Source organism: Rhodobacter sp. CZR27, from assembly GCF_002407205.1.
Taxonomy (GTDB): Bacteria; Pseudomonadota; Alphaproteobacteria; order Rhodobacterales; family Rhodobacteraceae; genus Cereibacter_A.
Window position 1 is genome coordinate 1217346 of the sequence record NZ_CP023548.1, and the last position, 19683, is coordinate 1237028.

General features: G+C 67.1%; 18 protein-coding genes. 7 read left to right on the forward strand and 11 right to left on the reverse strand.

Going from position 1 to position 19683, the window contains the following annotated elements; genetic code table 11:
* Window position 1 precedes the first annotated feature (1 nt).
* Together CK951_RS06100 and cysE are read left to right on the forward strand one after the other, a co-directional pair.
* A complete protein-coding gene (locus CK951_RS06100) occupies window positions 2-337 on the forward strand; it encodes a hypothetical protein (protein ID WP_096785309.1) in 336 nt (111 codons plus the stop codon).
* A 25-nt stretch (window positions 338-362) separates the two neighbouring features.
* Entirely contained in the window at window positions 363-1169 is an 807-nt protein-coding gene (gene cysE, locus CK951_RS06105; RefSeq protein WP_096785310.1) for a serine O-acetyltransferase, read from the forward strand.
* A 36-nt stretch (window positions 1170-1205) separates the two neighbouring features.
* On the opposite strand, the gene CK951_RS06110 is transcribed toward cysE, so the two are convergent.
* The 6 genes from CK951_RS06110 to CK951_RS06135 all read right to left on the reverse strand — a co-directional run bounded on the left by CK951_RS06110 (window position 1206) and on the right by CK951_RS06135 (window position 7798).
* Window positions 1206-2516, reverse strand: coding sequence for a pyruvate dehydrogenase complex dihydrolipoamide acetyltransferase (locus tag CK951_RS06110; RefSeq protein WP_096785311.1), 1311 nt, complete (start codon window positions 2514-2516; stop codon window positions 1206-1208).
* Window positions 2517-2528: 12 nt separating this feature from the next.
* Window positions 2529-3917 (reverse strand): pyruvate dehydrogenase complex E1 component subunit beta, encoded by a 1389-nt coding sequence (locus CK951_RS06115; protein ID WP_096785312.1) that lies wholly within the window; start codon window positions 3915-3917, stop codon window positions 2529-2531.
* 12 nt (window positions 3918-3929) lie between these two features.
* Window positions 3930-4919 carry a pyruvate dehydrogenase (acetyl-transferring) E1 component subunit alpha gene (gene pdhA / locus CK951_RS06120; RefSeq protein ID WP_096785313.1) on the reverse strand — a complete coding sequence of 330 codons (990 nt, stop codon included), beginning with the start codon at window positions 4917-4919 and terminating at the stop codon, window positions 3930-3932.
* Window positions 4920-5153: 234 nt separating this feature from the next.
* The gene (locus CK951_RS06125; protein ID WP_096785314.1) at window positions 5154-5456 is read right to left on the reverse strand and encodes a septum formation initiator family protein; all 303 of its coding nucleotides are present in this window, start codon (window positions 5454-5456) and stop codon (window positions 5154-5156) included.
* Window positions 5457-5575: 119 nt separating this feature from the next.
* The gene (locus CK951_RS06130) at window positions 5576-6505 is read right to left on the reverse strand and encodes a class I fructose-bisphosphate aldolase (RefSeq protein ID WP_096785315.1); all 930 of its coding nucleotides are present in this window, start codon (window positions 6503-6505) and stop codon (window positions 5576-5578) included.
* A gap of 102 nt (window positions 6506-6607) precedes the next feature.
* Window positions 6608-7798, reverse strand: a complete 1191-nt coding sequence (locus tag CK951_RS06135; protein ID WP_096785316.1) for a phosphoglycerate kinase — start codon at window positions 7796-7798, stop codon at window positions 6608-6610.
* Between the two features lie 150 nt (window positions 7799-7948).
* Here CK951_RS06135 and CK951_RS06140 point away from each other — a divergent pair, with 150 nt between their 5' ends.
* Window positions 7949-8458 carry a peptidylprolyl isomerase gene (locus CK951_RS06140; RefSeq protein ID WP_096785317.1) on the forward strand — a complete coding sequence of 170 codons (510 nt, stop codon included), beginning with the start codon at window positions 7949-7951 and terminating at the stop codon, window positions 8456-8458.
* Window positions 8448-9041: a peptidylprolyl isomerase gene (locus CK951_RS06145; RefSeq protein ID WP_096785318.1), complete on the forward strand. Its 594-nt coding sequence runs from the start codon at window positions 8448-8450 to the stop codon at window positions 9039-9041. The genes CK951_RS06140 and CK951_RS06145 overlap by 11 nt, the downstream gene beginning before the upstream one ends.
* 46 nt (window positions 9042-9087) lie before the next feature.
* On the opposite strand, the gene tyrS is transcribed toward CK951_RS06145, so the two are convergent.
* Window positions 9088-10338, reverse strand: coding sequence for a tyrosine--tRNA ligase (tyrS, locus tag CK951_RS06150; protein WP_096785319.1), 1251 nt, complete (start codon window positions 10336-10338; stop codon window positions 9088-9090).
* Between the two features lie 76 nt (window positions 10339-10414).
* On the opposite strand from tyrS, the gene CK951_RS06155 reads away from it, so the two are divergent.
* Window positions 10415-11530, forward strand: coding sequence for an anhydro-N-acetylmuramic acid kinase (locus CK951_RS06155; RefSeq protein ID WP_096785320.1), 1116 nt, complete (start codon window positions 10415-10417; stop codon window positions 11528-11530).
* 14 nt (window positions 11531-11544) lie between these two features.
* Here CK951_RS06155 and CK951_RS06160 read toward each other — a convergent pair whose 3' ends face one another.
* On the reverse strand, window positions 11545-11967 hold the full coding sequence (locus tag CK951_RS06160) for a cupin domain-containing protein (RefSeq protein ID WP_096785321.1): 423 nt from the start codon (window positions 11965-11967) through the stop codon (window positions 11545-11547).
* Between the two features lie 274 nt (window positions 11968-12241).
* Between CK951_RS06160 and CK951_RS06165 the strand changes: the two genes are divergently transcribed.
* A complete protein-coding gene (locus CK951_RS06165) occupies window positions 12242-12400 on the forward strand; it encodes a putative RiPP precursor (RefSeq protein ID WP_232520694.1) in 159 nt (52 codons plus the stop codon).
* 99 nt (window positions 12401-12499) lie between these two features.
* On the opposite strand, the gene eno is transcribed toward CK951_RS06165, so the two are convergent.
* From eno to CK951_RS06180, 3 genes are read right to left on the reverse strand one after another with little or no spacing between them, the layout of a single operon-like run.
* Window positions 12500-13777 (reverse strand): phosphopyruvate hydratase, encoded by a 1278-nt coding sequence (gene eno, locus CK951_RS06170; protein WP_096785323.1) that lies wholly within the window; start codon window positions 13775-13777, stop codon window positions 12500-12502.
* A gap of 36 nt (window positions 13778-13813) precedes the next feature.
* Window positions 13814-14698 carry a DMT family transporter gene (locus CK951_RS06175; RefSeq protein WP_096785324.1) on the reverse strand — a complete coding sequence of 295 codons (885 nt, stop codon included), beginning with the start codon at window positions 14696-14698 and terminating at the stop codon, window positions 13814-13816.
* Window positions 14699-14717: 19 nt separating this feature from the next.
* Window positions 14718-15131, reverse strand: coding sequence for a Fur family transcriptional regulator (locus CK951_RS06180; RefSeq protein WP_096785325.1), 414 nt, complete (start codon window positions 15129-15131; stop codon window positions 14718-14720).
* 586 nt (window positions 15132-15717) lie between these two features.
* Here CK951_RS06180 and CK951_RS06185 point away from each other — a divergent pair.
* A complete protein-coding gene (locus CK951_RS06185) occupies window positions 15718-19371 on the forward strand; it encodes a vitamin B12-dependent ribonucleotide reductase (protein WP_096785326.1) in 3654 nt (1217 codons plus the stop codon).
* Window positions 19372-19683 lie beyond the last annotated feature (312 nt).

Sequence of the window (19683 nt, forward strand, 5' to 3'; positions counted from 1 at the left end):
TATGCGGACCGTCCTGCTGGCCGATCTGCTTGATGTGGCGGGGGTCCTGGCGCTTCTGCCCGCCAGCGAGCGTCCCGCGTTGCTCGCGCGGCTCATCGACATGGCGCATTGCGCCCACAAGGTCTCCAGGCGGCTGGGCCATCCGCATCCGCTGTGGGGAAACGGCGGGCTCGGCTCTGCCGCATCCGGGCTGCCGCGCATGCGCGAGCCAGTCGGCCCGGATCCCGACCATCTCGAGGCGCTCGCGTTGGTCGCGCTGGAAATTGCCCGGCGGGCACGCCGGGCGAGACGGAAAGACCCTTTTCCTGTTGCCGGCATTGACTATGTGCTACCGTGAAGCCGCACGGAAAGAGGAGCCTGCCATGGCAGAGGCAAAACCGCGCGTTGCGACCATCGATCCGGTCTGGCAGCGCATCACCGAGGAGGGACATGCCGCCATCCTTGCCGAGCCCCTGCTGGGCGGGCTGGTCCATTCCAGCCTGCTGCACCATCCGTCGATGGAGCGGGCGCTTGCCTACCGCTTTTCGCTGAAGCTGGCCTCCGGCGAGATGAGCGAGCAGATCCTGCGCGAGATCGCCGACGAGGCCTATGCCAGCGACCCCGAGCTTGGCCAGATGGCCCGCGCCGACATGGTGGCGGTCTACGAGCGCGATCCGGCCTGCCACCGGTTCATTCAGCCGATCCTGTTCTTCAAGGGCTATCAGGCGGTGCAGGCCTACCGGGTCGGGCACTGGCTCTGGACGACCGGCCGTCAGGACCTTGCCTATTTCGTGCAGATGCGCGTCTCCGAGGCGTTCGGCGTGGACATCCACCCCGCCGCCCGGCTCGGCCGCGGCATCATGATCGACCATGCCCATTCCATTGTCATCGGCGAGACGGCGGTGGTAGGCGACAACGTCTCGATGCTGCATTCCGTGACGCTGGGCGGCACCGGCAAGGAGGATGGCGACCGCCATCCCAAGATCGGCAACGGCGTGATGATCGGGGCGGGGGCGAAGGTGCTCGGCAACATCCATGTGGGCCATTGCAGCCGGATTGCCGCGGGCTCGGTCGTGCTGCATGACGTGCCGCCCTGCACGACGGTGGCCGGCGTGCCCGCCCGGGTCGTGGGCGAGGCCGGCTGCGCGCAGCCCGCAGTCACCATGGACCAGCTTCTTACCGACGGCTGAGGGTTCGGAAGGGGCGGCGCATGCCGCCCCGCCTGTTCACGCGAGCATCGCCATCGGGTTCTCGAGGTTCTCCACGATCGCCTTCAGGAACTCCGCCCCGAGGGCGCCATCGATGACCCGGTGATCGACCGAGAGCGTCATCGACATCATCGTCGCCACCGTGATCTCGCCGTCCTTGCCGACAACCGGCTTCTTCACGCCCGCCCCGACCGCAAGGATCGAGCCGTGCGGCGGGTTGATCACGGCATCGAAGTTCTCGACCCCGAACATCCCGAGGTTCGAGATCGCGAAGCTCCCGCCCTGATATTCGTGCGGCGCAAGCTTCCGCGTTCGTGCCCGTGTTGCAAGGTCCTTCATCTCGGCCGAGAGCGCCGACAGCGTCTTGAGATGCGCGTCGCGCAGGACGGGCGTGAAGAGCCCGCCCTCCACCGCGACCGCCACCGCCACATCCGACGGCTTCAGCTTCAGGATCCGGTCGCCCGCCCAGACGGCGTTGGCGTTCGGCACCTGTTGCAGGGCCAGCGCGCAGGCCTTGATGATGAAGTCGTTGACCGACAGCTTCACCCCGCGGCTCTCCAGCTTTGCATTCAGTTCGGACCGGAAGGCCATCAGCGCGTCCAGTCGCACCTCGCGCCGAAGGTAGAAATGCGGGATGGTCTGCTTGGCTTCGGAAAGACGCGCTGCGATGGTCTTGCGCATCCCGTCGAGGGTGATCTCCTCGTATTCCCGGTCCGCAAAGAGCTTCGCCACCGTGGCAGCCGAGGCGGCGGGCGGGGCGACCGGGGCAGGGGCAGGGGCTGCCGCCGGAGCTTCGGCCTTCTCCGCCACAGCTTCCGGCTTCGGAGCCGTGGCCGTCGCCGGGGCGCCCTCGACATCGGCCTTCACGATCCGGCCGCGGGGGCCGGACCCCTTGACCGATTGGAGGTCGATCCCCTTCTCCTTGGCGATCCGGCGGGCGAGGGGCGAGGCGAAGACGCGCTCTCCCTGCGGCTTGGCGGCCGGGGCCTCGGCGGCGGCTGCCGGCGCCTCCTGTGCGGGGGCCGCCCGGTCAGCGGGCTGCTGCGGCGCGGGCGCCTTTTCGGCCGGGGCGGCTTCCGCGCTCTCGCCCTCCTCCACGAGCACGGCGATGGGGGTGTTCACCTTCACCCCCGCGGTGCCCTCGGCGATCAGGATCTTGCCGAGGATGCCCTCATCGACGGCCTCGAATTCCATCGTCGCCTTGTCGGTCTCGATCTCGGCAATGATGTCGCCCGAGCGGATCTCGTCGCCTTCCTTCTTCAGCCATTTCGCAAGCGTCCCCTCCTCCATCGTCGGAGACAGCGCGGGCATCAGGATCTCGGTTGCCATGGGCTTGCCTCCTCAGCGGTAGCAGACGGATTTCGCGGCCTCGACGACCTCGGCGGTGGTGACCAGCGCGTGCTTTTCCAGGTTCGCCGCATAGGGCATCGGCACGTCCTTGCCGGTCAGGTTCAGGACCGGCGCATCCAGCCAGTCGAAGGCCCGCTGCATGATGGTCGCGGCGAGGTGGTTGCCCATCGAGGCCACCGGCCAGCCTTCCTCGACCGTGATGCAGCGGTTGGTCTTCTTCACAGACTCGATCACCGTGTCGTAGTCGATGGGGCGCAGGGTGCGCAGGTCGATGACCTCGGCGCTGATACCTTCCTTCGCAAGCTTGTCGGCGGCTTCGAGCGCGTAGGTCATGCCGATGCCGAAGCTGACGATGGTGAGGTCGGTGCCTTCGCGCCAGACGCGTGCCTTGCCGAAGGGGATGGTGAAGTCGTCCATCACCGGAACCTCGAACGAGCGGCCATAGAGGATCTCGTTCTCGAGGAAGATCACCGGGTTCGGATCGCGGATCGCGGTCTTCAGAAGCCCCTTCGCGTCGGAAGCGGAATAGGGCATGACGACCTTCAGGCCCGGGATCTGCGCATACCAGGCGGCGTAGTCCTGGCTGTGCTGGGCGCCGACGCGAGCCGCCGCGCCATTCGGGCCGCGGAACACGATCGGGCATCCCATCTGGCCGCCGGACATGTAGAGCGTCTTGGCCGCCGAGTTGATGATCTGGTCGATCGCCTGCATGGCGAAGTTGAAGGTCATGAACTCGACGATCGGGCGCAGGCCGCCGAAGGCCGCGCCGACTGCGATGCCGGCAAAGCCGTGCTCGGTGATCGGCGTATCGACCACGCGCTTTGCGCCGAACTCGTCCAGCAGGCCCTGGCTGATCTTGTAGGCGCCCTGGTATTCGCCGACTTCCTCGCCCATGAGGAAAACGGTCGCGTCGCGGCGCATCTCCTCGGCCATGGCCTCGCGCAGCGCCTCGCGTACGGTCATGGTCTTCATCTGGGTGCCTTCGGGCCAGTCGGGCGAGCGGTCGCGCTTGCCCGGAACCGCGGCGCCGGGAGAGGAGGCGAGCGGTTCGTCCACGGCCTTGGCTTCGGCGGCTTCGGCCGGAACCGGCTTCTTCTCGGGTTGGGCCGGTGCCTCGGCCGCGGCTTCGGCGCTTTCGCCTTCCTCGACCAGCACGGCGATGGGCGTGTTCACCTTCACGCCGGCGGTGCCCTCGGCGATCAGGATCTTGCCGACGGTGCCCTCGTCGACCGCCTCGAATTCCATCGTCGCCTTGTCGGTTTCGATCTCGGCGATGATCTGGCCGGACTTCACCGCGTCGCCTTCCTTGACCAGCCACTTGGCGAGCGTGCCCTCCTCCATCGTCGGGGACAGGGCGGGCATCAGGACCTGGGTTGCCATGCGTCTTTCTCCTCAGGCGTAGATATCGGTCCAGAGTTCCTCGAGCGCGGGCTCGGGGCTCTCCCTGGCAAAGTCGGCGGCTTCGCTGACGACGGCCTTGATCTCCTTGTCGATCGCCTTGAGATCGTCGTCGGTGGCGAGGTTGCCCTGGATCAGCAGGTCGCGGACATGCTCGATCGCGTCCTTCTCGTCGCGCATCCGCTGCACCTCCTCGCGCGTGCGGTACTTCGCGGGGTCGGACATGGAGTGGCCGCGGTAGCGATAGGTCATCATCTCGAGGATATAGGGCCCCTGGCCCGCACGGCAGGCGGCGACCGCCTTCTCGCCCGCCGCCTTCACGGCAAGCACATCCATGCCGTCCACGGATTCGCCCTTGATGCCATAGGCCGCGCCGCGCTCCCACAGCGAGGGCGAGCGGGTGGAGCGCTTCACGCTGGTGCCCATCGCATACTGGTTGTTCTCGATGACGAAGATGCAGGGCAGGCTCCAGAGCTTGGCCATGTTGTAGGCCTCGTAGACCTGACCCTGGTTGGCCGCGCCGTCGCCGAAATAGGTGAAGGTGACGTTGTCGTTGCCGAGGTAACGGTCGGCGAAGGAGAGGCCCGCGCCGAGCGGAACCTGAGCGCCGACGATGCCGTGTCCGCCGTAGAAATGCTTCTCCTTCGAGAACATGTGCATCGAGCCGCCCTTGCCCTTGGAGTAGCCGCCCTCGCGGCCCGTGAGCTCGGCCATCACGCCCTTCGGGTCCATGCCGCAGGCAAGCATGTGGCCGTGGTCGCGGTAGGAGGTGATGCGCTTGTCGCCCTCTTTCGCGGCGGCCTCGAGGCCGACGACGACGGCTTCCTGTCCGATGTAGAGGTGGCAGAAGCCGCCGATCAGGCCCATGCCGTAGAGCTGGCCGGCCTTCTCCTCGAAGCGTCGGATCAGGAGCATTTCCCGGTAATATCCGAGAAGTTCGTCCTTCGATGCGTTGGATTGTTCCGGCGATTTTCTGGCGGCCATCGTGGCTCCTCCCGTCGCGATAAGTAGTTCAAGGCTAAACTACCTTTATCGCATCGTCACGGCAGGAGCGAGAGTGAATCTGCGCAGGGAGGAGGCGGGCTCTTCGGGCCCCTCCGGGGCCGTCATCGCCCGCCGCTGCCGCGGAAGATGGCGGCGGGCGCGCAATGCGGGCCAGCGCGGCCCGGGCCGGCAGGAGGATGCATTCGCGAGGGATCTGCAGTCGACGCTGTCGGTTCAGCGAATGACCATCTCGTCCGCCCGGACGTAGCCCAGAACGGAGCGGGCCTGTTCGTCGAGCAGGTCGAGGTCGAGATAGTCGTCCGACAGGCGGCGGGTCCGGTTGCGCATGTCCGCCAGCTCGGTCATCAGCCGGTCCCGCTCGGCCTGCAGCGCCTCGGCCTCGGCCTGGATCTGCACCTGGCGGAACACGCCGTAGTCACCCTGCACCGCCGCAAAGGTGAAATAGGCGCCCAGCGTGAAGGCCAGCGCGAAATAGAGGCTGGCGCCGATCGCCGGGCGGGAAGTCGGGATATTCATGCTCTGCCTCTCAGGGCGCCCCTCGTTCAGGTGGAGGCGCTGGCGCAAGGATGCCAGAAGCCGAGCCATTTGCAAATCGGAATGTGACCCTCCCCCGCGCGGGGGAGGGCCTTCGGGCCTCAGGCGCGGCCCTTGTAGATGTCGACGAGCTTGCCCAGCATCGCCAGCGCGTCCTCGCGCGAGCGCTGGAAGCTGTTGCGGCCGATGATCGAGCCGTTGCCGCCGCCGTCGCGGATTGCGCGGGCGTCGTCGTAGACCGAATCCTCGCCCTTCTTGGCGCCGCCCGAGAAGACCACGATCCGCCGCCCGGCGAAGGCGGCATCCATGCAGTGCTTCACCCGCGCGGCCTGGGTCGCGATGTCGATGCCCTGAGCCTCGTAGACCTTCTTCGCCTCGCCCAGCATCAGGTGGTCGGTCGAGAGCTTGATCTTGATGATGTGCGCACCGATCAGCGCGGCGATCTGGGCGGCATAGGCGGCCACGTCGATCGCGGTCTCGCCGTCCTTGGTGATCGCCTCGCCGCGCGGATAGGACCAGATCACGGTGGCAATGCCCTTGGCAGCCGCCTCCTTCCGCATCTCGACGATCTCTTCATACATGTCGAGCTGCGCGTCCGAGCCGGGATAGATCGTGAAGCCGATGGCCGCGCAGCCGAGGCGCAGCGCATCGTCGACCGAAGCCGTCACCGCCTGGTTCTTGCCGGCAGTGTCGGACATCAGCGAGTTGGCCGAGTTCACCTTGAGGATCGTCGGGATCTGGCCGGCGAAGGTGTCGGCGCCCGCCTCGATCATCCCGAGCGGCGCGGCATAGGCGTTGAGCCCGGCATCGATCGCCAGCTGGTAGTGGTAGTGGGGATCATAGCCGGCCGGGTTCGGCGCGAAGGTGCGGGCCGGCCCGTGTTCGAAGCCCTGGTCGACCGGCAGGATGATCATCTTGCCCGTGCCGCCCAGCTTCCCCTCCATCAGCATCCGGCACAGATTGGCCTTCACGCCGGGCGTTTCGCCCTCGTAATTGGCGAGGATCTTCTGAACTGCTCTGCTAGCGCGCATTCCGGGGTCCTTTCGATTGGGTCGAAAGGGATCTAGACCGCCGGAATGCGCTTCGCAATCTTGGTGGCGCTAACAGCGCGCCGCGGCGCGGAAATTCCCGCTTCAGCCCAGGGCGGCGACGCCGGGAAGCTCCTTGCCCTCCATCCATTCGAGGAAGGCGCCGCCGGCCGTCGAGATGTAGGAGAAGCCCTCGGCGGCGCCCGCCTTGTTCAGCGCGGCCACCGTGTCACCCCCGCCCGCGACCGAGGTCAGCTGCCCCGCCTTGGTCAGTTGCGCCACCTGCAGCGCAGCCGCATTGGTCGCCGCATCGAACGGCTCGATCTCGAAGGCGCCGAGCGGGCCGTTCCAGATCAGCGTGCGGGCCGCTGCGAAGACTTCGGAAAGGGCCGTCACGGTCTTCGGGCCGGCATCGAGGATCATCGCATCGGCCGGGCAGGCGGCCGCGTCCACCGTCTCGTTCGCGGCATTCGCCTTGAACTCGCGCGCCACCACGACATCGATCGGCAGGTGGATGGTGCAGCCCGCGGCCTTCGCCTTGCCAAGGATCTCGCGGGCGGTATCGGCCATGTCGCGCTCGGCCAGCGACTTGCCGACCTCGATGCCCTGCGCCACGAGGAAGGTGTTTGCCATGCCGCCGCCGATCACCAGATGGTCGACCTTGCCGACGAGGTTGCCCAGCAGGTCGAGCTTGGTCGAGACCTTCGCCCCGCCTACCACCGCCACCACCGGACGCTCGGGCTTGCCCAGCGCCGCCTCGAGCGCCTTGAGTTCCGCCGCCATCAGACGGCCGGCCGCCGAAGGGAGCAGCCGCGCGATGCCCTCGGTCGAGGAATGCGCGCGATGGGCGGCCGAGAAGGCGTCGTTCACATAGACCTGGCCCAACTTCGCCATGGCCCTCGCCAGCTCGGGGTCGTTCTTTTCTTCGCCGGCGTGGAAACGGGTGTTCTCCAGCAGCAGGACCTCGCCTTCCAGCATCGCCTCGACGGCCTTCTCGGCCTCCTCGCCCACGCAATCGGCGGCAAAGCTCACCTTGGTGCCCGGCAGCGCCTTCTGCAGCGCGGGCAACACGAGGCGCAGGCTCATGTCCTCCACGACCTTGCCCTTCGGCCGGCCGAAATGCGCGAGCAGCACCGGCTTGCCGCCCTTCTTCAGGATGTCCTCGACCGTCGGCACGATCTTCTCGATCCGGGTGGCGTCGGTGACCTCGCCGTTTTCCATCGGCACGTTCACGTCCACGCGCACCAGCACCACCTTGCCGGCGAGATCCATGTCGTCGAGTGTCTTCCAGCCCATGTCCGGTCCCTCCTGCTGCGAAGTTTCCCGCTTCCAAACCGATCGGCAGGCGGCCGTCAACCGGCGTTCGGCCGCACCACGGCGAAATCAGACCTTTTCCTGACGCCCCCGGGCCACTAGGTTTGCCGCCAAATGCAAGAGGAGGGCCCCATGGCCGAGATCAAGGATCCCGAGAACACCATCATCATGACGCTGAAGGACGGCGAAGTGGTGATCGAGCTTCTCCCGGACGTCGCCCCGAAGCACGCCGAGCGGATGAAGACGCTCGCCCGCGCCAAGGCCTATGACAACGTCGTGTTCCATCGCGTGATCGAAGGCTTCATGGCGCAATCCGGCGATGTGTCGAACGGCAACACGGAAAACAATTTCAACCTTCGCCGCGCCGGCACCGGCGGCTCGGACCTGCCGGATCTTCCGGCCGAGTTCTCGAAGGTCCCGCATGCCCGCGGCACGCTGGGCGCGGCCCGGTCGCAGAACCCGAACTCGGCCAACAGCCAGTTCTTCATCAACTTCCGCGACAACGATTTCCTGAACGGCCAGTATACCGTCTATGGCCGGGTGATCTCGGGGATGGAGCACGTGGACAAGATCGTCCGCGGCGAGCCGCCGGCGAACCCGGACAAGATGCTCACGGTGCGGGTGGCGGCCGATGTCGTCTGATCGCGTCCTTTTCGCGGGGCTGATGTCGCTGGGCGTGGCGGTGATCGGCGGCTATGCGCTGTCGCAATCCGCGGTGCTGGCGCAGGATGCCGTCGATGGCCCGGGGCCGAACCTGGTGATCGAGGTGGCCGGCAAGGCGCAGGGCGAGGTGGTGATCGACCTTCTGCCCGATGTCGCGCCGCAGCATGTCGAGCGGATGGTGACGCTTGCGGGGCAGGGCGCCTATGACGGCGTGGTGTTCCACCGGGTGATCGAGGGCTTCATGGCCCAGACCGGCGACGTCCAGTTCGGCAAGGGCCCGTCGCTTGGTCAGGCCGGCATGGGCGGGTCGGACCTGCCGGACCTGCCGGCCGAGTTCTCCGACATCTCCTTCGACCGCGGGGTCGTGGGGATGGCGCGCTCGGCCAGCCCGGATTCAGCCAACTCGCAGTTCTTCATCATGTTTGCCCCGGGCGAGTTCCTGAACGGCCAGTATACGGTCGTCGGGCGCGTGGTGCAGGGCATGGATGTGGTGGACGAAATCACCCGGGGCGAGCCGCCGCGCTCGCCGGATGTCATGCAGAAGGTCAGCGTCGCGAAGTGACGCGCGGATCAGCGAAAGGGCGCCCGAGGGCGCCCTTTCTGCTGTCTCATCCCAGACGCACCAGCTTGTGCTTCTTCTTCCCGATCGAGACCTTCAGCTCGTCCCCCACGGTGCCGGAGGTCACGGTGGCATTCGCGTCTGTCACCAGTTCGTTGTTGAAGCGAAGGCCATGCTCGGACACCAGCCGCTTCGCCTCCTTCCCCGAGGCGACGAGGCCCGCCGCCACGAGGAAATGCGTGACCGACAGCCCGTCGCCCAGCTTGTCGGACGCGAGTTCCACCACTTCCAGCTCGCCGCCGACGCCGCCCTGCTCGAAGACCGCGCGGGCGGTGGCCTCGGCCGCCGTCGCCGCCTCGCTTCCGTGCAGCAGCGCCGTCACCTCGTTTGCCAGCAGGATCTTGGCCGCGTTGATCTCCGACCCCTGCAGCGCGCCCAGCCGGTCGCATTCCTCCACCGGCAGATCGGTGTAGAGCTTCAGGAACCGCCCGACATCGGCATCCGTGGTGTTGCGCCAGAACTGCCAGAAGTCGTAAGGCGAGAGCATCTCGGCATTGAGCCAGACCGCCCCGCTGGCCGACTTGCCCATCTTGCGCCCGTCCGAGGTGGTCAGGAGCGGCGAGGTCAGCCCGAAGATCTCGCCCTCCAGCACCCGCCGCGTCAGGTCGATGCCGTTGACGATGTTGCCCCACTGGTCCGACCCGCCCATCTGCAGCCGGCAGCCATAGCGGCGGAACAGCTCGAGGAAGTCGTAGGCCTGCAGGATCATGTAGTTGAATTCGAGGAACGACAGCGACTGCTCGCGGTCGAGCCGGCTTTTCACGCTTTCGAACGAAAGCATCCGGTTGACCGAGAAATGCCGGCCGATGTCACGCAGGAAATCGAGGTAGTTCAGGCTGTCGAGCCATTCCGCGTTGTTCAGCATCAGCGCGTCGCCCGCGCCCTCGCCATAGGACAGGTAGCGCGCGAAGACCTGCTTCATGCCGGCGATGTTGGCGTCGATCTTCTCGGGCGTCAGCAGCGGACGCTCCTCCGACCGGAACGAGGGGTCGCCCACCTTGGTCGTGCCGCCCCCCATCAGGGTGATCGGCTTGTGGCCGGTCTTCTGCAGCCAGCGCAGCATCATGATGTTCAGCAGATGCCCGACGTGCAGCGAGGCCGCCGTCGCGTCATAGCCGATATAGGCGGGCACGATCCCCTTCACCATGGCCTCGTCCAGCGCCTGCATGTCGGTGCAGTCGGCGAGGTAGCCGCGTTCCTGCATCACGCGCAGGAAGTCGGATTTCGGATGGTATGTCATCGGACCCTCGTGCCTTGATCGGTCATCGTCTGCTATGATGGCCGCGTATAGCGGCGGCTTGCAGAGAGGGAAAGCCATGTTGAAGGGCGGTGCGGTCTGGGCCCTCGGCACGATGTCGGGAACCTCGCTCGACGGTGTGGATGCGGCGATGGTGCTGACTGACGGCGAGCGGATCCTCGAATTCGGCGAGACGGCCTATCGGGCATATACCCCGGCCGAGCGCGCGACGCTGCGCGCAGCCCTCGGCCACTGGCCCGGGGCCGCCGAGGTGGAGGCCGCGGCCGAGGTGGTCGAGGCCGCCCATGCCGAACTGCTCGGCCGGTTCCGCGGGGCCGAGCTTGTGGGCTTCCACGGCCAGACCCTCGCCCATGAGCCGGGCGGGCGCGGCACGCATCAGGCGGGCTCGGGCGAGCGTCTCGCGCGGGCGCTGGGGGTGCCGGTGGTCTGGGACTTCCGCTCGGCCGACGTGAAGCTGGGCGGGCAGGGGGCGCCGCTGGCGCCATTCTACCACTTCGCCTGCGCGCGCCATCTGGGGGCGGACCGGCCGCTCGCCTTCCTCAACCTCGGGGGGGTGGGCAACCTGACCTGGGTCGATCCGCGCCAGTCCTCGCCCGAGGCGCCGGGCGCCTGCCTCGCCTTCGACACCGGCCCCGCGAACGCCCCGCTGAACGACCTGATGCAGGCCCGCTTCGGCCGCACGCAGGACGAGGGCGGCCGGCTGGCCGCCCGCGGCCGCGTCGACGAGGCGGTGGTCGGGCGGTTCCTCGAAAACGCCTTCTTCTACCGGATGCCGCCCAAGTCACTGGACCGCAACGCTTTCGCGGATCTCGTCGAGGCGGTCGCGGGGCTGGCGGATGCGGATGCGGCGGCGACCCTCACTGCGGCGGCAGCGGCGGCGGTGGCGCGCGGTGCCGGCCACTTCCCGACCCCCGTGGCGCGGCTTCTGGTGACCGGAGGCGGTCGACGCAACGCGACACTGATGGCGATGCTCGAGGCGCGGACCGGATCCGAGGTCGTGCCGGTCGAGCAGGTCGGCCTCGATGGCGACATGCTCGAGGCGCAGGCCTTCGCCTTCCTCGCCGTCCGCGTCGCCCGCGGCCTGCCGACTTCTGGACCCTCCACCACGGGCGTCGCGGCCTGCGTCAGCGGCGGGCGCATCAGCCGTCCGGAGGAGCTGGCCGTCGGGGCCTGAGACGTGGGCCGTTTCTAGCCGAGGGGGATGGCGAAGCCGGGCGGGGCCAGTTCGAAGCCCTCGAAGCGAAAGCCCGGGCTGACCGTGCAGCCGACAAGGCTGAAGGCGCCCGTGGAACGCGCCGCCTGCCAGTAATGCGGCGGCACGACGCCCTGCACCGACTGCCCGGCCGCCAGATCCGGGCCCAGCAGCACCTCTCGCGCAGGGCCCTCCGCAGCTTCGGCGATCGACAGGACGAGCGGGGCGCCGGCGTGGAAGTGCCAGATCTCGGTGGCGTCCACCCGGTGCCAGTGCGACCGCTCGCCGTCCTTCAGCAGGAACAGGATCGCCGTTCCGCAGGGCCGGCCCGGACCCTCCGCGCGCCATGTCTCGCGATACCAGCCGCCTTCGGGATGGGGCTGCAGCTCCAGCCGGGCGATGATGTGGTCAGGGTCCATGCCGATGCTCCGTCCGATCAATTCGAGGGATGCGCCAGTCGACGTCTCCGTCCACGGGCGCCCGGTGGCGAGGATGCCATCCTTCCGCCTGCCATGTGCAGGATTTCCGCCCGCTCATCGGCCGAACTGTCGCGCGGGTTGAACGACGCGCCGCCGGAAATTGTATTTCCGATCGCTTTCGCGGGCGACCGCTCTGGGCGTTTGACAAGCTCGGGGTGGCCGTCGAAGCATGTGATCACAGCGGATTTGAAGGCTGGATTTTCAGGAGGACATGGTGAGGAAGGACATTGACGAAACCGTGCCGGTCTACGAGGCGCCCCTGCTGCGCGTCCACGGCACGCTGGAAGAGATGACCCACGGCGGTCGCGGTCGCGGTCATGGCCATGGCTGGCCGCACCGTCGGGACGATCCCTGCGACTACACCTTCTCCTGACGGTCGCACCGGTGCCCGCGGCCCGGCTGCCCGCAGGGGCAGCCGGGTCTTCTCATGTCAGTCGGCGGCGACGGAGCGCCCGCGGGCGCCCCCGGCGCCTCAGCCCTTCAGGATCGAGCGGCCGGCATATTCGGCCACTTCGCCCAGCATTTCCTCGATGCGGATCAGCTGGTTGTATTTCGCCAGACGATCCGAGCGGCTGAGCGAGCCGGTCTTGATCTGGCCGCAGTTCGTCGCCACCGCGAGATCGGCGATGGTCGCATCCTCGGTTTCGCCCGAGCGGTGCGACATGACGTTGGTGTAGCGGGCGCGATGCGCCATATCGACGGCCATCAGCGTCTCGGTCAGCGAGCCGATCTGGTTGACCTTCACCAGCATCGAGTTGCCGACGCCGGCCTTGATCCCTTCCGCCAGACGCTTCGGGTTGGTCACGAACAGGTCGTCGCCCACCAGCTGCACCCGGGCGCCCAGACGGTCGGTCAGCAGCTTCCAGCCCTCCCAGTCGTCCTCGGCGCAGCCGTCCTCGATCGAGATGATCGGATAGTCGGCGCAGAGCGCGGCGAGGTAGTCGACGTTCTCGGCCGAGGTGAAGCTCTTGCCCTCGCCCTTCATCTCGTACTTGCCGCCCTTGAAGTATTCGGTCGAGGCGCAGTCGAGGGCAAGGTAGATGTCCTCGCCCGGCTTGTAGCCGGCCTTCTCGATGGCCTTCAGGATGTAGTCCAGCGCCTCGCGGGTCGAGGAGATGTTCGGCGCAAAGCCGCCCTCGTCGCCGATCCCGGTGTTGAAGCCGCCCGCCGAAAGCTCCTTCTTCAGCGTGTGGAACACTTCCGAGCCCATGCGGATCGCGTCGCGCACGGTCTTGGCGGCGACGGGCATGATCATGAATTCCTGGATGTCGATCGGGTTGTCGGCATGCTCGCCGCCGTTGATGATGTTCATCATCGGCACCGGCAGCACGCGCGCCGAGGCGCCGCCGACATAGCGGAACAGCGGCTGGTTGGTGAACTCGGCCGCGGCCTTGGCCACGGCAAGCGAGACACCGAGGATGGCGTTGGCGCCCAGACGGCCCTTGTTGGGCGTGCCGTCCATCTCGATCATCGTGCGGTCGATGCCCACCTGATCGGTCGCATCGAAGCCCACCAGCATCTCGGCGATCTCGCCGTTGACGGCCGCGACCGCTTCCAGAACGCCCTTGCCCATGTAGCGCGACTTGTCGCCGTCGCGCTTCTCCACCGCCTCATGCGCACCGGTCGAGGCGCCCGAGGGCACGGCGGCCCGGCCGAAGGCGCCGCTTTCCAGCGTCACGTCCACCTCGACGGTGGGATTGCCGCGGCTGTCGAGGATCTCGCGGGCGTGGATGTCGATGATCGTGCTCATAATCTGTCCCTTGGGTTGCCGTGGGTTTGCGGCTTCTTACTCTGCGGCTTGCCGCAAGGAAAGACGGCGAAGGCGTTGCTCGCGCATGAAGCTGTAGAGCCCCGAGCCGATGATGAGCGACGCGCCGCCGAGCATCCAGGCATCGGGCCGCTCGCCGAAGACGGCGAGACCGATCAGCATGGCAAAGACAAGGCGCGTGTAGCGGAAGGGCACGATGGCCGAAACCTCGCCCACCCGCGTGGCAAGGATGACCGCCCAATAGGCGCCGAAGCCGAAGCAGAGCGCGCCCAGAAGCAGCGCGAACTGCCCGGCCGTGGGCCATACCGCACCGCCCCGCACCGCCAGCATGATCGCACCGAGAAGCGCGACCGTCAGGAAGGCCCAGGCGCCGACCTGCATTGTCGAGGTCGAACTTGCCACCTTCCGCGTCGCAAGGTCGCGCGCGGCAAGGCCCATCACGCCCACCACGCCCCAGAGCGAGGCAAGCTGGAAGCCCTCGAGCCCCGGCCGGATCACCACGATCACGCCGAGGAAACCCACGACGATGGCCGTCCAGCGTCGCCAGCCGACCTTCTCGCCCAGAAACAGCGCAGCACCGCAGGTAACCGCCAGCGGCGTCGCCTGAAGGATGGCCGAGGCGCTGGAAAGGGGCGTCAGCGCCAGCGCGGTGACAAAGCCCGCCGTGCCCACCATCTCGCCCGCGTTTCGCCACAGGATCGGGCCGGCCAGCGCCTCGCGCGACAGGATCCGCTTGCCCTCGCGCCGGGCCAGCGCCCAGAACAGCGGCGCGCCGAACAGGCCGAGGAACAGCAGGATCTGGCCGGTCGGCATGTCGGCCGCCGCCAGCTTCACGAACATGTCCTCCATGGCAAAGCCCGCCATGGACACGACCATCATGACGATGCCGCGCACGTTTTCCATGATATCCCTCTGAGGGCCCTCAGCCCTTCTTCAGCGGCGCCCCGAACAGTTCCAGCCGGTGCCCGATCAGGCGATAGCCGAGCTTTTCGGCGATCCTTTCCTGAAGCGCCTCGATCTCGGGGTCGACGAACTCGATCACCTCGCCGGTGTTCACGTCGATCAGGTGGTCGTGATGGTCGCGCTCGGCATCCTCGTAGCGCGAGCGGCCGTCACCGAATTCCAGCCGCTCGAGGATGCCCGCCTCTTCGAAGAGCTTCACCGTGCGGTAGACCGTGGCGATCGAGATCCGCGGATCGACCGCCGCCGCGCGGGCATGCAGCGCCTCGACATCAGGATGATCCTCGGCCTCGCCGATCACCCGCGCGATGGTGCGGCGCTGCTCGGTCATGCGCAGGCCCTTGGCCTCGCAGCGGGAGATGATCGAATCCTGCATGTGATGCTCCGGTCATGCGCACCCGGTTCCTGCCGAAGGTCTAAGCGATCCCCGGCGGCTCTGCCAGCGCTTTCCTGCCGGCCAGAAGTAGGGAATCGCCACCCGGCTCCAGGCACGGGCCGGTGTGGCGCATGTGGCGCCGGGGCCACGCCAAAGGGCCACGTTTTCCGGGGCTTGAGGGGGCGACTCGGGGCAGGGCGGTTCATCCCCAGCGCGAGGCCGCGGCCGCAACCGCCCGCAGCTCCACGTCTTTGCGGCCTTCTCCGCGCCTCGCCCCGGAATTATCCACATGGCTGCCCACAGCCTTTCGGCTGATACCACTGCTGGCGCCCGGCGGCGCGTCAAGCACATTATCTGGGGGCACGCGTCAAGAATCCCGTTGCCTCGGTGTCGGCTTTGCGACAACTTCAGAGAACAGGGCGGCCAGCCACCAGATGTAGCGGCTGCCCATCGGGAACCACCGACAGACCGCCCCATGGGACGCGCCTCTCCTGCCTGCTTGTGCGGGGGGCGGCCGCTGCGTGGCGGGCTGCGAGATCAACGACGGGGCGAGATCCCCGCGAGGGACGAGAACGGAGAGGGCGAGATGAAGATCGAGCGGAAGTTCACCACGGTCGAAGGCGGCGCCTATGGCGGTATCGGCTTCACCACCACGGTTTCGGAGATCCGCAACCCGGACGGCACCGTGGTCTTCCGCAACGATCAGGTCGAGGTGCCCGAGGGCTGGAGCCAGGTCGCCTCGGACGTGCTCGCCCAGAAATACTTCCGCAAGGCAGGCGTGCCCGCGCGCCTTCGCCGTGTGAAGGAGAAGGGGGTTCCGGACTTCCTGTGGCGCTCGGTGCCCGACGAGGCGGCGCTGGCGGCCCTGCCCGAGGGCGAGCGCTTCGTGGGCGAGACCTCGGCCCGGCAGGTCTTCGACCGGCTGGCCGGCGCCTGGGCCTACTGGGGCTGGAAGGGCGGCTATTTCACCACCGAGGCCGACGCCCGCGCCTATTACGACGAGATGCGCTGCATGCTGGCCCGCCAGATGGCCGCACCGAACAGCCCGCAATGGTTCAACACCGGCCTGCACTGGGCCTATGGCATCGACGGTCCGTCGCAGGGGCATTTCTACGTCGATCACGCGACGGGCAAGTTGGTGAAGTCCGACAGCGCCTATGAGCATCCCCAGCCGCACGCCTGTTTCATCCAGTCGGTCGCGGACGACCTGGTGAACGAGGGCGGCATCATGGACCTCTGGGTCCGCGAGGCGCGGCTGTTCAAATACGGCTCGGGCACCGGAACCAACTTCTCCTCGCTCCGCGGCGAGGGCGAGAAACTGTCGGGCGGCGGCAAGTCTTCGGGCCTCATGGGCTTCCTGAAGATCGGCGACCGTGCAGCCGGCGCGATCAAGTCGGGCGGCACGACCCGGCGCGCGGCCAAGATGGTGATCTGCGACATGGATCACCCCGACATCGAGCAGTTCATCAACTGGAAGGTCATCGAAGAGCAGAAGGTTGCCTCTCTCGTCGCCGGATCTAAGCAGCATGAAGCGAAGCTGAACGACATCTTCGCCGCCATTCGCAGCTTCGACGGCTCGATCGAGGGCGCAACCGACCCGGCCGGAAACGCAGCGCTCAAGACTGCGATCCGTGCCGCGAAAAAGGCCATGATCCCCGAGACCTACATCAACCGCGTCCTGCAATATGCGCGGCAGGGCTTCTCGTCGATCGAATTCCCGACCTATGACACGGACTGGGACTCCGAGGCCTACATCACGGTCTCGGGCCAGAACTCGAACAACTCGGTGCGGGTGACCGACGCCTTCCTGAAGGCGGTGAAGGACGATGCCGACTGGGCGCTGCTGCGCCGAACCGACGGCAAGGTCGCCAAGACGGTCAAGGCCCGCGACCTGTGGGATCAGGTGGGCCATGCCGCCTGGGCCTGCGCCGACCCGGGCATCCAGTTCCACGACACTGTCAACGCCTGGCACACCTGCCCCGAGGACGGGCCGATCCGCGGATCGAACCCCTGTTCGGAATACATGTTCCTCGACGACACGGCCTGCAACCTGGCGTCGATGAACCTGCTGACGTTCTTCGAGGGCGGCCGCTTCGACGCCGATGCCTACATCCATGCCACGCGGCTCTGGACCGTGACGCTGGAAGTGTCGGTGATGATGGCGCAGTTCCCCTCGAAGGAGATCGCGCAGCTTTCCTTTGACTTCCGCACGCTGGGCCTTGGCTATGCCAACATCGGCGGCCTGCTGATGAACATGGGGCTGGGCTACGACTCGAAGGAGGGCAGGGCGCTCTGTGGCGCGCTGTCGGCAATCATGACGGGCGTGGCCTATGCCACCTCGGCCGAGATGGCGGCCGAGCTTGGCGCCTTCGCAGGCTACCAGCGGAACGCCCAGCACATGCTCCGCGTCATCCGCAATCACCGCGCCGCGGCGCATGGAGCGACCTCGGGCTACGAGGCGGTGAACGTGGCCCCCGTGCCGCTCGACGCCGCCAACTGCCCGGATACGCGTCTGGTGAGCCTTGCGAAATCCGCCTGGGACGAGGCGCTGCGGCTGGGTGAGGCGCACGGCTTCCGCAACGCGCAGGTGACGGTGATCGCGCCCACGGGCACCATCGGCCTCGTGATGGACTGCGACACGACCGGCATCGAGCCCGACTTCGCGCTGGTGAAGTTCAAGAAGCTTGCGGGCGGCGGCTATTTCAAGATCATCAACCAGTCGGTTCCGGCGGCGCTGGAAACCCTCGGCTACAGCTCGGCGCAGATCTCGCAGATCGTGGCCTATGCGGTGGGGCATGGCACGCTGGCCAACTGTTCCTCGATCAGCCATTCGGCGCTGGTCGGCCACGGCTTCGGCGCCGCCGAGCTGGAGAAGGTCGAGGCAGCACTTCCCTCCGCCTTCGACATCCGCTTCGTCTTCAACCAGTGGACGCTGGGCGAGGATTTCTGCAAGCGCGCGCTCGGCATCCCGGCGGACAAGCTCGCGGACCCGACCTTCGACCTGCTGCGTCACCTCGGCTTCACCAAGGCCCAGATCGACGCCGCGAACGACCATGTCTGCGGAACGATGACGCTGGAAGGCGCGCCGCACCTGAAGGCCGAGCATCTTCCGGTCTTCGATTGCGCCAATCCCTGCGGCAAGAAGGGCACGCGCTACCTCTCGGTCGAAAGCCACATCCACATGATGGCGGCCGCGCAGAGCTTCATCTCCGGCGCGATCTCCAAGACGATCAACATGCCGAACTCGGCCACCATCGCCGAGGTTCTGGCTGCCTATGAGCTTTCCCATTCGCTGGGGATCAAGGCGAACGCGCTCTACCGCGACGGCTCGAAGCTCAGCCAGCCGCTGGCATCGGCGCTGGTCGAGGATGACGAGGAGGCCGAGGAGATCCTCGCCACCGGATCGGTCCAGGAAAAGGCCATCGTGCTGGCCGAGAAGATCGTCGAGAAGGTGATCGTCAAGGAGATCGTCCGCTCCAACCGCGAGAAGCTGCCCGAGCGCCGCAAGGGCTATACCCAGAAGGCCATCGTGGGCGGCCACAAGGTCTACCTCCGCACGGGCGAATACAAGGACGGCTCGCTTGGCGAGATCTTCATCGACATGCACAAGGAAGGCGCGGGCTTCCGGGCGATGATGAACAACTTCGCCATCGCGGTCTCGGTGGGCCTGCAGTACGGCGTGCCGCTGGAAGAGTTCGTCGACGCCTTCACCTTCACCAAATTCGAGCCCGCGGGCATGGTGCAGGGCAACGACTCGATCAAGAACGCGACCTCGATCCTCGACTACATCTTCCGGGAGCTTGCGATTTCCTACCTCGACCGGACCGACCTAGCCCACGTGAAGCCGCAGGGCGCGAGCTTCGACGATCTGGGTGGCGGCACCGACGAGGGCAAGCGGTCCAATGTCACCGAGGTCTCCGAGGCCGCCGCCTCGCGCAGCCTCGAGGTGCTGAAGCAGATCAGCTCCACCGGCTACCTGCGCAAGCGTCTGCCGCAGGAGCTGACGGTGCTTCAGGGCGGTATGGCGGTGGGCTTCGAGTCCAGCTCGCTCATGGGCTTCGCCGAGACCCGCAGCGCGACGGCGCTCGCCTCGGGAACGGTGGCGATGGACGCACGCGCGAAGGCCAAGATGCAGGGCTACGAGGGCGACCCCTGCGGCGAGTGCGGCAACTACACGCTGGTGCGGAACGGCACCTGCATGAAGTGCAACACCTGCGGCTCGACAAGCGGTTGCAGCTGAGGGAAGGGCGGTTTGTCGCTGCGGCGAAAGTTCCTCCCAAATCGGGCAAGTTTGTCCCGGTTTGGGGGGTAAAGTCTGTCCCGCGCGGTTTTTGCAGCCCCGACTTCTGGTCCTTGCCGTCGGAGCGATTTCTTGCAAGCATCAGATAAAACTGACGAAACTCCGGGTGCGACCTGTGCCCCCGGATGTTCAGAGGCGGAAGGATGCGCTTGAACCCGAGAGACGTGATCGGCCCCGCACTGATCCTCGCGAGCGGCGAGTCGGGATCCGGCGGTTGGCGAGGACGCGAGGTGGCTCAAGGCGCTTCCGCTT

Coding starts and splice junctions, on each gene's coding strand:
- CK951_RS06110 (WP_096785311.1), bottom strand. CDS start 2,516: ATGGCAACCGAGATCCTGATGCCCGCGCTGTCTCCGACGATGGAGGAG.
- CK951_RS06140 (WP_096785317.1), top strand. CDS start 7,949: ATGGCCGAGATCAAGGATCCCGAGAACACCATCATCATGACGCTGAAG.
- CK951_RS06125 (WP_096785314.1), bottom strand. CDS start 5,456: ATGAATATCCCGACTTCCCGCCCGGCGATCGGCGCCAGCCTCTATTTC.
- cysE (WP_096785310.1), top strand. CDS start 363: ATGGCAGAGGCAAAACCGCGCGTTGCGACCATCGATCCGGTCTGGCAG.
- CK951_RS06145 (WP_096785318.1), top strand. CDS start 8,448: ATGTCGTCTGATCGCGTCCTTTTCGCGGGGCTGATGTCGCTGGGCGTG.
- CK951_RS06135 (WP_096785316.1), bottom strand. CDS start 7,798: ATGGGCTGGAAGACACTCGACGACATGGATCTCGCCGGCAAGGTGGTG.
- CK951_RS06155 (WP_096785320.1), top strand. CDS start 10,415: ATGTTGAAGGGCGGTGCGGTCTGGGCCCTCGGCACGATGTCGGGAACC.
- pdhA (WP_096785313.1), bottom strand. CDS start 4,919: ATGGCCGCCAGAAAATCGCCGGAACAATCCAACGCATCGAAGGACGAA.
- tyrS (WP_096785319.1), bottom strand. CDS start 10,338: ATGACATACCATCCGAAATCCGACTTCCTGCGCGTGATGCAGGAACGC.
- CK951_RS06100 (WP_096785309.1), top strand. CDS start 2: ATGCGGACCGTCCTGCTGGCCGATCTGCTTGATGTGGCGGGGGTCCTG.
- CK951_RS06130 (WP_096785315.1), bottom strand. CDS start 6,505: ATGCGCGCTAGCAGAGCAGTTCAGAAGATCCTCGCCAATTACGAGGGC.
- CK951_RS06185 (WP_096785326.1), top strand. CDS start 15,718: ATGAAGATCGAGCGGAAGTTCACCACGGTCGAAGGCGGCGCCTATGGC.
- CK951_RS06160 (WP_096785321.1), bottom strand. CDS start 11,967: ATGGACCCTGACCACATCATCGCCCGGCTGGAGCTGCAGCCCCATCCC.
- CK951_RS06175 (WP_096785324.1), bottom strand. CDS start 14,698: ATGGAAAACGTGCGCGGCATCGTCATGATGGTCGTGTCCATGGCGGGC.
- CK951_RS06180 (WP_096785325.1), bottom strand. CDS start 15,131: ATGCAGGATTCGATCATCTCCCGCTGCGAGGCCAAGGGCCTGCGCATG.
- CK951_RS06115 (WP_096785312.1), bottom strand. CDS start 3,917: ATGGCAACCCAGGTCCTGATGCCCGCCCTGTCCCCGACGATGGAGGAG.
- eno (WP_096785323.1), bottom strand. CDS start 13,777: ATGAGCACGATCATCGACATCCACGCCCGCGAGATCCTCGACAGCCGC.